The sequence below is a fragment of the Pseudorhodoplanes sp. genome, from assembly GCF_035565795.1.
Classification (GTDB): Bacteria; Pseudomonadota; Alphaproteobacteria; order Rhizobiales; family Xanthobacteraceae; genus Pseudorhodoplanes.
Genome location: NZ_DATMRV010000243.1, coordinates 1 through 13,120 on the forward strand (window position 1 = coordinate 1; position 13,120 = coordinate 13,120).

Below are 13,120 nucleotides of genomic sequence, written 5' to 3' on the forward strand. Positions count from 1 at the left end.
CTCGACCGCGGCACCGCCGACGCGCTGCTGCAGAACCGCAACTACACGCCGCTCGACATGACCTCGATGGTGTCGTCGCTTGAAGTCGTGCCGGTTCCCGGACGCGATGCCTTCCTGCGCCGTGCAGTCAGCGTACAGCGCCGCGATGCCGCGGTGTTCAATCGGCGCTACGCCGAAATGGTCGCGGACTATCACCTGAAGAACAAGTCGATCGTCAGCTTCGTGTCGGCCGGCGACTTCCCGTTCAACCAGACCGCCACTGGCACCGTCATCGGGATCTGGCCCGTCGATGCACTCTCCTGGACCGAGGGAACAAGCCGGGCCATGACCAATGCGTCGAGCGCAATCCGGGCCAACCGGCTCGGGCGTCCGGAACTCCGCATTTCCGGCCAGATAACGCCGAAGGCGCGTGAGGGCTTACGCGAACTCGGATTTGCTGTCGCGGACAATGCGCGGCGCTGATCATTTAGAGCGCCGTCACACTCCGCTCATTCCCGCGAAGGCAGCTGGTTTGCTCTGGGTCCCCCGCCTTCGCGGGGACGCGCGGGTGATTCTGAGCAGCAGAGTCAACCATGCCCCCTGCAGATAAAGGACTCGCCCTGCGGGGGCAGAATCGCGATTCATGGCGCCCTGTCGAACGCACCCGTCAGGATCGGCCATGCTGCCTCTGTCCCGCCCGCTCTTCGACCAGCATGCCGCGCAGCTGATCACGCTGTGCGTGGCGGCCGTGCTTGCGACGGCGACATTGCTGGTGGTCGCCGTTCTCGCTGCGTAACTGCCGCCCGCTCAGGGAGCGAATTTCCCGATCGCGATCTGCAATCCGTCGAGATCGAAGGGCTTGCCGAGGAAGCCGATCGGTTCGAACTCTTTCAATCGCGCGGTGACTTCGGTCTGATCCTCGCCGCTCGCGACCACCAGCGGCAGGTTCGCGTGCGTCTGCCGGATCTCGCGGACCAGATCGTCGCCGCGTTTGTCGGGAAGACCGAGATCGAGCAGCACCAGGGCGTATTCCGCCCCCGGCGCGCGCAGCATTTCGAGCGCTTCGGCCGCGGTCCCTGCTTCGTCGGCCTCGCGCCCGAGATCGAGCAGCATGTCGACCGCGAGCATGCGGATCAGCACTTCGTCCTCAACGACGAGCACGCGGCCCGAACTCATGTCCCCCTCGCCTTTCACCGCGCTTCGACGACCGGTCCTCGCGTACCGGCGTCCGATTCAAATCGGACGCGCTCAGTGTGGCACATCGGGGAACGCCGTTCAAAAAAAGTGGCGGCGGACCTGGCGATCCGCCGCCATGCAGATCTTCAGCGCTGAGCGCTCAGTCGGTCTGCGCGCCGCTCTTCAGGATCGGCTCACGCCACTTGGCGATCTCTTCCCTCACGAACTTGTCGAGATATTGCGGCGAACGGCGGTCCGGTGCGACCACAACTGCGCCAAGAGCCGCGAGCTTCTCCTTCACGCCCGGCGTATCCGCTGCCTGGTTGACGGCATCCGCGAGCTTTTTCACGATCGGCTCCGGGGTGCCCTTGGGCAGGAAGATCGCGTTCCAGGTGTAGGCTTCCATGCCCTTGGTTCCCTGCTCTTCCGCCGTCGGCAGATTGGGCAGCGCGGGCGAGCGCTCCTTGGTCATGATGGCGATCGCCTTTACCGTGCCGCCATCGATCTGGGGCTTTGCGGTCGAGATGATCTCGCACAGGAAGTCGATGCGTCCGCCCTGCAGGTCCTGCATCGCGGGTCCCGTGCCCTTGTAGGGGACGTGCACGATGTCGGTGCCCATCACCATGTTGGCGACCACGCAACCGAGATGCGTCGCGGAACCCGCACCGGCCGAACCGTACTGCATCTTCGCGGCGTTCTTCTTCGAATACTCGACGAATTCCTTGAGATTGTTGGCCGGGAAATCCTTGCGCGCGATCAGCGCGATCGGCACCTCCGCGACCAGCGCGACCGGGGTGAAGTCGGTCGCAGCGTTATAAAGCGGCTTCTTGCTGAGCGTCTGGCTCTGGGCATGCGTACCGACGGTGCCGAGCACGAAAGTGTAACCGTCGGGTTTCGACTGCTCGACGCGCTTGGAGCCGGTCTGGCCGCCGGCGCCGCCGACATTTTCGACCACCACCTGCTGACCGAGCACCTCGCTCATGCGCTGCGCCAGCACGCGGCCGAGCACATCGGTCGGTCCGCCCGCCGCGAACGGGATGATCATGGTCATCGGACGGGTCGGAAAATCCTGAGCCGATGCGGGGCCGGACACGGCCACAACGCCCGCAGCAACCGCTGCGAGAACAATCTTCTTGAACATAAATTCCTCCCTGAATTTTACGGCAGACTTGCCCATGGCCGCCGTTGGGGTCAAGCGGGACCTTGTGGGCATGATGGCGCAGACGTAAACAGCGCCCTGACTTCAGGAGAACCACACCACAATGCCGGAAATTCGCGTCGCCATCGCAGGACTTGGAGCCATCGGCCGCATGCTGGCCCGCAAGCTCAATGCGGGCCTGCCCGGGCTGAAACTCGCCTGTGCCGCGGCCGGCGACCGGGCCAAGGCCCAGGCCTTTCTCGACGCCGAGGGGATCGCCTGCCCGATCGTGCCGCTCAGCGAGTTCCCGGCCCGCGCCGATATCGCGGTCGAATGCGCGCCCGCCGCGATCATCGAGGACATCTGCCGCCCGATGCTGGAGGCCGGCAAGTCGGTGATCGTCCTCAGCTGCGGCGCATTGCTGCCGCGTCCGCAGATCCTGGACCTCGCCAAGGCCAAGGGCGGCCGGATCATCGTGCCGACCGGCGCGCTGCTCGGCCTCGACGCCGTCGTAGCCGCGGCCGAGGGCGAGATCACGTCCGTGCAGATGACGACGCGCAAGCCGCCCGCCGGATTGAAGGGCGCGCCCTATCTCGAAAAGAACGGCATCTCGGTCGACGGATTGACCGAGGCCAAACGTGTCTTTTCCGGCAGCGCGCGGGAAGCGGCCGCAGGCTTCCCGGCCAACGTGAATGTCGCCGCCGCATTGTCGCTCGCCGGTATAGGCCCCGACCGCACCCGGATCGATATCTGGGCCGATCCGGCCGTGACCCGCAACTGTCACGACATTGAAGTGGAGGCAGACTCCGCGCGCTTCCGCCTGTCGATCGAAAACGTGCCGTCGGAAAATCCGAAGACCGGCCGCATCGTCGCGTTGTCGGTGCTTGCCGCGCTCCGTAAACTCGGTGCGCCGCTCAGCGTCGGCACATGACGGCCAGGACACGCGTTTGACATCGCAATCTCCCACCATCCTCGTCTTCGATTCCGGGCTAGGCGGACTGACCGTCTTCCGCGAGATCGTGCCGCTGCGTCCGGATGCGCGCTTTGTCTATGCCGCGGATGACGCCGGCTTTCCGTATGGCCGGTTGTCCGAATCCGAACTGAGCGATCGCGTCGTGTCGGTGATGGGATCGCTGATCGATGCGCATCGGCCCGACCTCGTCGTGATCGCATGCAACACGGCATCGACGCTCGTGCTCACGCGTTTGCGCGAGCGCTTCTCGGTGCCGTTTGTCGGGACGGTCCCCGCGATCAAGCCCGCCTGCGCGGCCTCGCAGACCCGCCTCGTTTCGGTGCTCGGCACCGAGGCCACGGTGACGCGCGAGTACACAAGGAAACTGATCGCGGATTTCGGTCAGGGCTGCGACGTGACGCTGGTCGGATCGCGGCGCCTTGCGGTGCTCGCGGAAGCACTGCTCCGCGGCGAGATGGTGGACGACGCCGATATCTTCGACGAAATCGCGCCGTGCTTTGTCGAACGCGATGGCTTGCGCACCGACACGGTTGTCATGGCTTGCACGCATTACCCGCTGCTCGACGCGCAATTCGCCCGCGTCGCCCCATGGCCTGTGACCCTGGTCGATCCGGCACCGGCCATCGCGCGCCGCGTGGTCGATCTGCTCGGTCCCTCCAAACCGGGGGCGGCGCCCGAGGCGGGCCGCATGGTGTTCACCTCAGCCCAACCTCCCTCCTCCGAACTCGCGCAGGCCCTCCACAAGTTTCAGTTGTTGTGCTGAGATATACGCGCGCGCAGCCGATTGAACCGAGCCGCCGCGACGGGGGGATGGCGATGAAACGCATTTTTGGTGCGGTGGCTTTGCTTGCGTCCTCGACTGCCGCAATGGCGCAAGAGGTAACGTACAAGCAGCTCGAGGGCCACACGGTGACCGCCTCATTCACCTACGCCCAGACCGTGCGTCTGCTCGAACAGGGAAACCGGATCGTCAATAACGAGAACCGGCAGACCATGACCCTGAAGCTCCTGCCGGACAACCTGATCGACCAGAATTACAAGATCGAGATTGTCACCAGGGATGGCCGGCAGGTCGGCGGCTTCTCCGGAAACCTAACGGCGCACTTGAACAAGCCGACGAAATGGCAGCACGGCGAGATGCTGTTCACCTTCGACGGCAACAGCCTCGTTCGGCTTCAGACCTTCGCGAAAGGCGGCCGCAAGATCACGGTGTCTTTCACGCGTGCCAATGGCGGTTTCGCCTGCAAGGTGGAAGCGCCGTTCGCGAAGGAAGAAGGCGCCGATGGCGGCACCGCCACCACATCCCAGACGAACCGCCAGAAGATCGAGATCCTGTCTGCAACCACGGTCCGTTCGGACTGTCGCGTGATCAGATCGAAAGCTTGAGATCGCACATTCAAGACAAGGGAGTCCCGCATGCAGATGCCGGTGTGGGTGGCACTCGCAACTCTGCTGGTAACAGCGTCAGCGGCCATGGCGCAGCCGGTCACGTTTCTGGATCTTGACGGCCAGGTCGTGACCGCGACGGTCGTTTACGATCGAACGCTCCGCCGCCTCGACAATGGTCGCGTCGTCAACAACACGAGCACCCAAACCATTACGCTGACGATCGGTCCGGGAAACTTGATCGATCAGGTTCATGCCGTTGCGGTGACGGGCGCCGACGGGCGTCCGCGCGGCAGCAATTCCTTCTCCGGCACATTCGAACTGAACAAGCCGAGAAAGGGCCGCGGCGGCGAGGTCATCTGGATTTTCGACGATGGAAAGCTGGTTCGCCTGCAAACCTTCGAGACCGGTGGCCGGCGCGTCACGATCGCCTTCAAGCGGTCGCCCGCCGGCCTGACGTGCTCGATCGATGCGCCATTCGCCAAGGAGGAAGGGGCGGATACCATCCAGAACCAGGCCGCATTGGGGAACTTCAAGGTGCAGCTGCTGAGCGTCAAACAGGGCAAGACCCAGTGCTCGGTCGCCAAGCGCAAGTCGGCCGAGGCGCGCGGCCGCCGGATTTGACAGGTCCGCCGCTACCCTCTAGATACCGGCCGCGGTTCGGCCCCCAAGTCCCTGAAAAGGTGGGGGCCGTTCCTCGTTTCGCGACCCGTGGTTCCGGCCATCCGCTTTGGCCGCCGGACCTGTCGGTTCCGGGGATCTCCCCGGCACAGAGGAGGGCGCGTTTCCTCAACCTGGTCAATTTCAAGAGGACGCGATGACCAAGCGCACTGAAGCAAAGTACAAGCTCGACCGCCGTATGGGCGAGAACGTCTGGGGCCGGCCCAAGAGCCCGGTCAACCGGCGCGAATACGGTCCCGGCCAGCACGGCCAGCGCCGCAAGGGCAAGCTCTCCGACTACGGCGTGCAGCTGCGCGCCAAGCAGAAGCTCAAGGGCTATTACGGCGACATTTCGGAAAAGCAGTTCCGCGCGATCTATACCGAGGCGATCCGCCTGCGCGGCGATTCCGGCGCGAACCTGATCGGCCTTCTCGAACGCCGTCTCGACGCCGTCGTCTATCGCGCCAAGTTCGTGCCGACGATCTTCGCGGCCCGCCAGTTCGTGAACCACGGCCACGTCAAGGTGAACGGGCGCCGGGTGAACATCCCGAGCTATCAGGTCAAGGTCGGCGACGTGATCGAGGTGAAGGACAAGTCGAAGGAAATGGCGCTCGTGCTCGAGGCCCAGTCGCTCGCCGAGCGCGACACGCCGGACTACATCGAAGTGGATGAAGGCAAGAAGGTCGCGAAGTTCCTGCGCATCCCGACGCTGACCGAGGTGCCCTACCCGGTTCAGATGGAGCCGCACCTCGTGGTGGAATTCTATTCGCGCTGATCCGTTCAGCACGCGACATGCAAAAGGCCGCCTTACCGGGCGGCCTTTTTGTTTGTTCCACACGCATGCGTGATGCGCTCGCGATGGAAGGCAAAGTCGCCCTCGCCTAGCATGCGCCAGCACACAAAGACTCAAAGGGTCCGCAGCATATGTTCAGCAGGCCAGTTTTCGCAGCGCTGATCGCGACCATCCTGTCGTCGCTGGCGTCACCGGTTTTCGCCGGCGGCGTCTTTCTCGATGTGCCGATGACGCGGATTTTCGTCTGCCAGGGCACCGACGCGAAGATGGAGATCTACGCCCCGCAATCGCTTGTGCTGAAGCGCAACATCGAGAAGCTCGGTCTCGGGGGCACGGTGACCGGGCTCTACGCGCTCGATCTTTCGGAAGCGCAAAAAGGCAAGGTGATCGAACCAGTGCGGCTGCGCTCGACCAGGGACAACAAGGCGATCACGGTCGATCAGTTCACCCGCAAAGGGCTGAAGCCCACCACCGTTCCGATGGCAGGAGGCTCGCTCGATTTCGATCCGCGCTTTGGAACGCAGGCGAAATGCGATCCGTTCCGGCCGTCCTGACGGCCGGAGCGAAGCTGCCTTAGGCGATCGCGTTCGGCAACCTACCCTGTAACAAACCGCACCTATGCATGTGAGCCACAGCAGTGCTTGTACTTTTTCCCTGAGCCGCAAGAGCACGGCTCATTGCGCCCTGACTTCGAGGGCCCAATGCTGGTTCCCGGGACCTTACCCGAACGCCAGATATCCGCATTACGGTGGCCCGAATGTAGTTTACACAGTCGTGGAGGCACGGCCGGTCGTTGACCGGCACGTGCCAAACACAAGACACGCCGACGTTCCATTTCGATGCCAACAAACGGCTGAGTACAGAGCCACGGCAACACTCCGGAGCCTCCGCCGAACATCGAAGAAAAGTTGGAGCTGCGCTCAAACTGTTCGGCCACTGCGGATATGAATGAATTATTTCGTTCTTCACTCAATATCATGTTGTCAAAGTGCGAGTGCACCGGAAGAAATGGCTCTCCGATTTGAATTTTCTGAGCCGACTGGAGCAGACGCTGCAATGCAGCGACACTCTCGGCGCGCGCGCCAAATTCCCATGCGACGCGCGCTAACGACGAGAGGCGTTCGGCTGTGGGAGCACGCGAGCAAAGAGCTCTCAGTCCTTTCAACGCAAACGCGAGAGCTGCAACGCGTCTTTCAAGCGGCTGATCGGCATACCGCCACATGGCGTAGGCCGCGAGACAGTCAGAATACTCGGAGTCCGCGCGCGTGCCGGCGCCGGACTTGATCGGCGCCAAAGACTCCATTGTCTGGCAGAAACGCTTTACGATAGTTTGATCAATCAGATCGGGAGACCAGTGCGACACTGCATCAACCAAAAAGCCTTGCTCTGAAAGGAGACCTACGCGATCCGGTTTGGCGGCAAATAAGTTGAGTTCGTACGGATCCAAGGGTTCCTGCGCGTCAACATTGAGCAGGATCGGCGCATCACCGAGTTGCCGAAATAGACGATACCCCATTTTCGGAAAAAGCAGCCGCAGATTTTCATTCATTTTGTTTTCTGCCTTGATCTCAAACATAATCAATGGCGAGTGTTTCGTGAAGAAATCGCGTCCACCAGCGAGGATGCGCTCTTCCTCTCCCTCTGCATCAATCTTGATAAAATCGGGAGAAGACCAGCCACGAATCGCATCTTCTTCATCGAGACTAGCGATGCGCACGGGTTCTCCCGATCCGCAATCCCCAAGCGCATTGAGCTCACTCGATGAACCAAAGACAAGGAAGCCGTCTCGTCGACGATCGGACAATGCAAGCGGCGAAACGACAAGATTTTCAACCGCATTTAGTTCGCGGCTTCGCGCCAAGAACGATCGCGTCTCACTCCCCGGTTCATAAGCGAACACGTGCCCGTTCCGACCGACCAGACGCGCCATCAGGATGCTGTAGACGCCGAGATTTGCGCCGATGTCGATGACGGTCATTCCCGGCCGCAGCCAATGCTGCAGGAACTCCATCTCCTTCTCGAACCAGCGTTCCTGCTCAAGCAAGACGTAGGTCGTAATTGATTGCAGACTACTCGGCACCGCAAGCGTCGCACCATCATGAAGCTTAAGTTCGAGCACGATGCTGTTCCCGCGAATGGAAATAAAGAGCGGAAGATTTCGCTAAAGCCTTTTCGTTAAGGGCAAAAAAACGTGCATGAGATGCCATCACTTCCCCCGATCTTCGGAGGCAAGCAAAATACGACGCGTCCGGGCCAGGATAACCCGGCCCGACCCGCGCTACGCGATAGCTTCAGGCGATCGCCTTGCCCTGAACCGGCAGGCCCTTTTCCATCAGCAGGCTCTGCAATTCGCCCGCCTGGAACATCTCGCGCACGATATCGCAGCCGCCGACGAACTCGCCCTTCACGTAGAGCTGCGGGATGGTCGGCCACTGCGAATATTGCTTGATGCCTTCGCGCAATTCGCCCGATTCCAGCACGTTCACGCCCTTGTAGGGCACCTGCAGATAATCGAGAATCTGCACGACCTGGCCGGAGAACCCGCATTGCGGGAATTGCGGCGTGCCTTTCATGAACAGCACGACGTCATTGGACTTTACCTGACCGTCGATGAACTGATTGATGCTCATAGAGATATCCGATCCTTCGGGGGCGCGTCCGGCGATCCGGCTGGCTCAAGCCCCAATATAGGCGCAACGGGTGCATCGCAACAGGCGAAACCCGCCGATTGCCCTCAATTCTCCGGTACGCCCGTCTGCAGCGCAAGCGCGTGCAGCGCGCCGCCCATCTGCTCCTTCAGCGCCTGGTAAACCAGCTGGTGCTGCTGCACCCGGGACTTGCCGCGGAAGCTCTCCGCCAGCACGGTTGCCGCATAATGATCGCCATCGCCGGCAAGGTCGCGGATCGATACCTCCGCATCCGGGATTCCGGCCTTGATCAGCCGCTCGATCTCGGCGGCGTCCATGGGCATTTGGCAAACTCCTCGATTTACAGCGGCGGAACCTTAGGCCACACCGCAGACTCCGGTTACAGTAGAAATATGGTGATTTGCGTCGGCTGACAAACGTGTCAGCCCTCGCCGGGAGATGGCTGACGGGAGGCGCGGGGCCGACTATTCTGCGCCGCGAGGCTAGCGGACGCGCCAGGGAACGTGCTGCGTTCAGGGCGCGATCAAGGACAAGAATGATGCGGAGGGTGACCTTGAAAACCGGATCGCTGGGTTGTGTCATCGGCGCCGCGGCGTTGCTGCTGGCAACACAGGCTGCGCAGGCTCAGTTCTTCCCGTTCTTCCAGCAACCGCAACAGCGTGAGGCTCCGCCTCCGCCACCACCGCCTCAGCAATCGCGGCCTGCGCCCTCACACGCGCCGGCCAAGCGGACCCAGCCGCCGACCCAGCAAAGGGCAACCGCCCCCGCACAGAAGCCTGCAGCCGCAGCGGGTCCGGCGACGGGCGCAATCCCCTATCCCGAGGTTCGTTCAGCCTGCCATGCCGAGATCAGGAGCACCTGCGCGGGCGTCGTGCCGGGGAGCAATGAATCCGTGCAATGCCTGCGCCCGAACTTTGCGGTGCATACGCCGCCCTGTCAGGCCGCACTCAGCAAGGCCGCAAGCGCACCGGCACCGGCCGCAGCCGCGCCTGCGGCAAAGCCGACAGAACCTGCCGGCACAGCGACCGCGCCGCGTGTCGTTTCCACGGACCGGGTCACGCAACCGGAAGGCCTGAAGGAATCGGCCGCTCCCGACCTGAAACTGCCGGCGATGCGGCCGACGCAGGAAGCGCGATGGGTGAACCGCTATTGCAAGGAAGATCATTCGCTCCTGTGCCAGGGCGTGACCTTCGGACAAAGCCGCGTGTTGCGCTGCCTGCTGAACCATCATTCGTCGCTGACGAGCAACTGCAGGCAAGCTTTGGCCAAGCGTTAACGGTCGAATTGATATCGCGATACGGCTTGGCGGCCCGCGGGACACACGGGTCCATATTTTCTAACGGGAGCTGATCTGCAATGAAGACGTGGTGCACGTACGCGCTGGCGGGCATGGCGCTGCTGTCGGTTACGACGGCGGTGGTGCAGGCACAGACGCCGACCAAGGCGCAACAGGATGCGATCCGCAGCAATTGTCGCTCCGACTTCATGCGCAATTGTTCCAGCGTGACGCCCGGCGGCCGCGAGGCGCTGGAATGCCTCATGCAGAACAAGGCGAAGGTGTCCGGCGGCTGCCAGGGCGCGCTGAATGCGATTGCCCCGGCGCCCGCGGCAGCAAAGCCGGAACCGAAACCCGAACCCAAGGCCGAACCCAAGGCAGCGGCACCCGCCGCAGCTCCCGCGCCTGCGCCTGCCGCGTCAGCTCCGGCTCCTGCTGCTCCGGCGGCCGCCCAGCCTGCCGCAAGGCAGCCCGCCGCGCCGAAGGCCGCGGCCCCGAAAGCCGCTCCCGCGCCAAAAGCCGCGGCAGCGCCCGCTCGTCCGGCCGCACCCGCTGTGCCGCCCGCCGCGGCGCCTGCCGCCGTTGCACCGGACGTCGCGCCGCCGCCGGTCACCCATCAGCCGAGGCTCGGGGAATCGGTCCTGATCCGGCGCTTCTGCACGATGGATTTCAAAGTGCTGTGCAAGGGCGTGCCGCTCGGCCAGGGGCGCGCGGTGCAATGCCTCGCCAACAATGCTTCGGCGCTCTCGCCCGGCTGCCGTCAGGCGATGATGCAGACCGGCGAGCTGCGGCAATAGTCGAGGACCTATCGGGCTTCGTCCCCGTTCATACGGGGACGAAGATCCGAACACCTAGTGCTCGATCGTGCCCGCCATGTAATCGGGTAGCCAGGACTCAAAGCGCTTTGCGAGATCGGCCACGGCCACCGGCTTCTCGTTGCCGAGTGTGATCGCCTTGCCGCCGACACGGCCGATCGCCTGGACGGCAACGCCTGCAACGCGCGCGGCCTCGACCACCGCCGCGACATCGTCCGGCTTTGCGGTCACGACATAACGCGCCTGATCCTCACCGAACCAATCGGCGTGTGCTGCTGCCCCCTGCGGCGCATCGAGCGTCGCGCCAAGCCCGGACGCCATCGCCATTTCGGCAAGCGCCACCGCAAGACCGCCGTCGGCAAGATCGTGAACCGCCGTCACGCGGCCCTCGCCGATCAGCTTGCGCACGAATTCGCCGTGACGCCGCTCGACCGCAAGATCGACCGGCGGCGGAGCGCCCTCCTCGCGGCCGCAGACGTCGCGCAGATACACCGACTGTCCGAGCCAGCCCGTGGTTTCGCCGATCAGGAGAACGGCATCGCCGTCGTTCTTGAAAGCAATGCTGGCCGACCTGGTGAAATCCGCCAGTACGCCAACGCCGCCGATGGACGGCGTCGGCAGGATCGCGCGGCCGTTGGTCTCGTTGTAGAGCGAGACATTGCCGGACACGACCGGGAAATCGAGCGCCTTGCAGGCGGCTGAAATGCCGCGCACGCAGCCCACGAATTGCCCCATGATCTCGGGCCGCTCGGGATTGCCGAAATTCAGATTGTCGGTGATCGCAAGCGGCGTCGCGCCGACGGCGGAGAGGTTGCGATAGGCCTCCGCGACCGCCTGCTTGCCGCCCTCGAACGGATCGGCCTCGCAATAGCGGGGGGTAACGTCGCAGGTCATCGCGAGACCTTTCGGTCCGTCTTCGACCCGCACCACCGCGGCGTCTCCGCCGGGCCGCTGCACGGTGTTGCCGCCGATGATGTGGTCGTACTGCTCCCACAACCAGCGCTTGGAGCACAGGTCCGGCGCGCCGATCAGCTTCAGCAGCGCGTCAGCATTCGACAGCGGCGGCGTCACGTCCTTCGCGTCGATCACCGGCTTCTTCGGCGTTTCGACGAACGGCCGGTTATAGACCGGCGCCTCATCGCCAAGTTCCTTGATCGGAAGGTCTGCAAGCGTCTCGCCATGATGGCGAATGAGGAAACGCTTGGTCGGTGTGGTCTCGCCGACGATGGCGAAGTCGAGGCCCCATTTGCGGAAGATGTCCTCGGCTTCCTTTTCCTTCTCTGGCTTGAGCACCATGAGCATGCGCTCCTGGCTTTCCGAGAGCATCATCTCGTAACCACTCATGCCGGCTTCGCGCGTCGGCACCTTTTCGAGATCGAGCGTGACGCCAAGATCGCCCTTCGCGCCCATCTCCACCGCGGAGCATGTGAGCCCGGCCGCGCCCATGTCCTGGATCGCGATCACGCAGTCCTTTTCCATGATTTCGAGGCAAGCCTCGAGCAGCAGCTTTTCGGCGAACGGATCGCCGACCTGCACGGTCGGCCGCTTCTCCTCGGAATCGTCGTCGAACTCCGCCGAAGCCATCGAGGCGCCGTGAATGCCGTCGCGTCCGGTCTTCGAGCCGAGATAGACGATGGGCATGCCGACGCCGGATGCCGCCGCGTAGAAGATCTTGTCGGCGCGTGCGAGCCCGACCGCCATCGCGTTCACGAGGATGTTGCCGTCGTAGCGGGTGTGAAAGCGCGTCTGTCCGCCGACCGTCGGCACACCGAACGAATTGCCGTAACCGCCGATGCCGGCGACCACGCCGGACACGAGATGCCGCGTTTTCGGATGCTTCGGATCGCCGAACGAGAGCGCGTTCAACGCCGCAATCGGACGCGCGCCCATCGTGAACACGTCGCGCAGGATGCCACCGACGCCGGTGGTCGCGCCCTGATAGGGCTCGATGTAGCTCGGGTGGTTGTGGCTCTCCATCTTGAAGACCACAGCGAGGCCGTCGCCGATGTCGATCACGCCGGCATTCTCGCCCGGCCCCTGAATCACCCATGGCGCATCGGTCGGCAGCCCGCGCAGATGCACCTTCGATGACTTGTACGAGCAATGCTCGTTCCACATCGCCGAGAAGATGCCGAGTTCGGTCAGCGTCGGCTCGCGTCCGATCAGGTCGAGAATACGCTGATACTCATCGGGCTTGAGCCCGTGTTCAGCGACAAGCTCGGGGGTGATCTTCGGTTCATTACGCAAGGTCTTGCCGCTCTCAGCAACGGACATTG

General features: G+C 63.4%; 15 protein-coding genes. 9 read left to right on the forward strand and 6 right to left on the reverse strand.

Features of this window, described 5'->3' with window-relative positions:
- A partial coding sequence (locus VNZ93_RS21570; RefSeq protein ID WP_325710160.1) for a hypothetical protein occupies positions 1-462 on the forward strand: 462 nt, incomplete at its 5' end.
- 324 nt (positions 463-786) lie between these two features.
- Here the strand turns inward: VNZ93_RS21570 and VNZ93_RS21575 are convergent.
- Together VNZ93_RS21575 and VNZ93_RS21580 are read right to left on the reverse strand one after the other, a co-directional pair.
- On the reverse strand, positions 787-1,155 hold the full coding sequence (locus VNZ93_RS21575; protein ID WP_325710162.1) for a response regulator: 369 nt from the start codon (positions 1,153-1,155) through the stop codon (positions 787-789).
- A gap of 160 nt (positions 1,156-1,315) precedes the next feature.
- Positions 1,316-2,296 carry a Bug family tripartite tricarboxylate transporter substrate binding protein gene (locus tag VNZ93_RS21580; protein ID WP_325710165.1) on the reverse strand — a complete coding sequence of 327 codons (981 nt, stop codon included), beginning with the start codon at positions 2,294-2,296 and terminating at the stop codon, positions 1,316-1,318.
- A 121-nt stretch (positions 2,297-2,417) separates the two neighbouring features.
- Between VNZ93_RS21580 and VNZ93_RS21585 the strand changes: the two genes are divergently transcribed.
- From VNZ93_RS21585 to VNZ93_RS21610, 6 genes are all read left to right on the forward strand, one after another.
- Positions 2,418-3,224, forward strand: coding sequence for an aspartate dehydrogenase (locus tag VNZ93_RS21585; RefSeq protein WP_325710168.1), 807 nt, complete (start codon positions 2,418-2,420; stop codon positions 3,222-3,224).
- 16 nt (positions 3,225-3,240) lie between these two features.
- Positions 3,241-4,029, forward strand: coding sequence for a glutamate racemase (gene murI, locus VNZ93_RS21590; protein ID WP_325710171.1), 789 nt, complete (start codon positions 3,241-3,243; stop codon positions 4,027-4,029).
- 53 nt (positions 4,030-4,082) lie between these two features.
- Positions 4,083-4,652 carry a hypothetical protein gene (locus VNZ93_RS21595; RefSeq protein ID WP_325710173.1) on the forward strand — a complete coding sequence of 190 codons (570 nt, stop codon included), beginning with the start codon at positions 4,083-4,085 and terminating at the stop codon, positions 4,650-4,652.
- A gap of 30 nt (positions 4,653-4,682) precedes the next feature.
- Complete coding sequence (locus tag VNZ93_RS21600; protein WP_325710176.1) at positions 4,683-5,276, forward strand: hypothetical protein; 594 nt, start codon at positions 4,683-4,685, stop codon at positions 5,274-5,276.
- Between the two features lie 193 nt (positions 5,277-5,469).
- Positions 5,470-6,087, forward strand: coding sequence for a 30S ribosomal protein S4 (gene rpsD, locus VNZ93_RS21605; RefSeq protein ID WP_325710179.1), 618 nt, complete (start codon positions 5,470-5,472; stop codon positions 6,085-6,087).
- 149 nt (positions 6,088-6,236) lie between these two features.
- Positions 6,237-6,659: a hypothetical protein gene (locus VNZ93_RS21610; protein WP_325710182.1), complete on the forward strand. Its 423-nt coding sequence runs from the start codon at positions 6,237-6,239 to the stop codon at positions 6,657-6,659.
- Positions 6,660-6,721: 62 nt separating this feature from the next.
- On the opposite strand, the gene VNZ93_RS21615 is transcribed toward VNZ93_RS21610, so the two are convergent.
- The 3 genes from VNZ93_RS21615 to VNZ93_RS21625 form a co-directional block, all read right to left on the reverse strand.
- On the reverse strand, positions 6,722-8,224 hold the full coding sequence (locus VNZ93_RS21615; protein ID WP_325710184.1) for an FkbM family methyltransferase: 1,503 nt from the start codon (positions 8,222-8,224) through the stop codon (positions 6,722-6,724).
- A 172-nt stretch (positions 8,225-8,396) separates the two neighbouring features.
- Positions 8,397-8,735 carry a Grx4 family monothiol glutaredoxin gene (grxD, locus tag VNZ93_RS21620; RefSeq protein ID WP_325710186.1) on the reverse strand — a complete coding sequence of 113 codons (339 nt, stop codon included), beginning with the start codon at positions 8,733-8,735 and terminating at the stop codon, positions 8,397-8,399.
- Positions 8,736-8,839: 104 nt separating this feature from the next.
- Entirely contained in the window at positions 8,840-9,076 is a 237-nt protein-coding gene (locus VNZ93_RS21625) for a BolA family transcriptional regulator (protein ID WP_325710189.1), read from the reverse strand.
- Between the two features lie 230 nt (positions 9,077-9,306).
- On the opposite strand from VNZ93_RS21625, the gene VNZ93_RS21630 reads away from it, so the two are divergent.
- Both VNZ93_RS21630 and VNZ93_RS21635 read left to right on the forward strand, forming a co-directional pair.
- Positions 9,307-10,029, forward strand: coding sequence for a hypothetical protein (locus tag VNZ93_RS21630; protein WP_325710192.1), 723 nt, complete (start codon positions 9,307-9,309; stop codon positions 10,027-10,029).
- Between the two features lie 80 nt (positions 10,030-10,109).
- Positions 10,110-10,826 (forward strand): hypothetical protein, encoded by a 717-nt coding sequence (locus VNZ93_RS21635; RefSeq protein WP_325710194.1) that lies wholly within the window; start codon positions 10,110-10,112, stop codon positions 10,824-10,826.
- Positions 10,827-10,880: 54 nt separating this feature from the next.
- On the opposite strand, the gene purL is transcribed toward VNZ93_RS21635, so the two are convergent.
- Entirely contained in the window at positions 10,881-13,118 is a 2,238-nt protein-coding gene (gene purL, locus VNZ93_RS21640) for a phosphoribosylformylglycinamidine synthase subunit PurL (protein WP_325710195.1), read from the reverse strand.
- Positions 13,119-13,120: the final 2 nt, after the last annotated feature.

What these genes read in the sequence shown, in the direction of transcription:
- VNZ93_RS21595 (WP_325710173.1), top strand. Translation starts at nt 4,083, where the DNA reads ATGAAACGCATTTTTGGTGCGGTGGCTTTGCTTGCGTCCTCGACTGCC.
- VNZ93_RS21585 (WP_325710168.1), top strand. Translation starts at nt 2,418, where the DNA reads ATGCCGGAAATTCGCGTCGCCATCGCAGGACTTGGAGCCATCGGCCGC.
- purL (WP_325710195.1), bottom strand. Translation starts at nt 13,118, where the DNA reads ATGTCCGTTGCTGAGAGCGGCAAGACCTTGCGTAATGAACCGAAGATC.
- VNZ93_RS21575 (WP_325710162.1), bottom strand. Translation starts at nt 1,155, where the DNA reads ATGAGTTCGGGCCGCGTGCTCGTCGTTGAGGACGAAGTGCTGATCCGC.
- VNZ93_RS21600 (WP_325710176.1), top strand. Translation starts at nt 4,683, where the DNA reads ATGCAGATGCCGGTGTGGGTGGCACTCGCAACTCTGCTGGTAACAGCG.
- rpsD (WP_325710179.1), top strand. Translation starts at nt 5,470, where the DNA reads ATGACCAAGCGCACTGAAGCAAAGTACAAGCTCGACCGCCGTATGGGC.
- grxD (WP_325710186.1), bottom strand. Translation starts at nt 8,735, where the DNA reads ATGAGCATCAATCAGTTCATCGACGGTCAGGTAAAGTCCAATGACGTC.
- VNZ93_RS21580 (WP_325710165.1), bottom strand. Translation starts at nt 2,296, where the DNA reads ATGTTCAAGAAGATTGTTCTCGCAGCGGTTGCTGCGGGCGTTGTGGCC.
- VNZ93_RS21610 (WP_325710182.1), top strand. Translation starts at nt 6,237, where the DNA reads ATGTTCAGCAGGCCAGTTTTCGCAGCGCTGATCGCGACCATCCTGTCG.
- VNZ93_RS21635 (WP_325710194.1), top strand. Translation starts at nt 10,110, where the DNA reads ATGAAGACGTGGTGCACGTACGCGCTGGCGGGCATGGCGCTGCTGTCG.
- VNZ93_RS21625 (WP_325710189.1), bottom strand. Translation starts at nt 9,076, where the DNA reads ATGCCCATGGACGCCGCCGAGATCGAGCGGCTGATCAAGGCCGGAATC.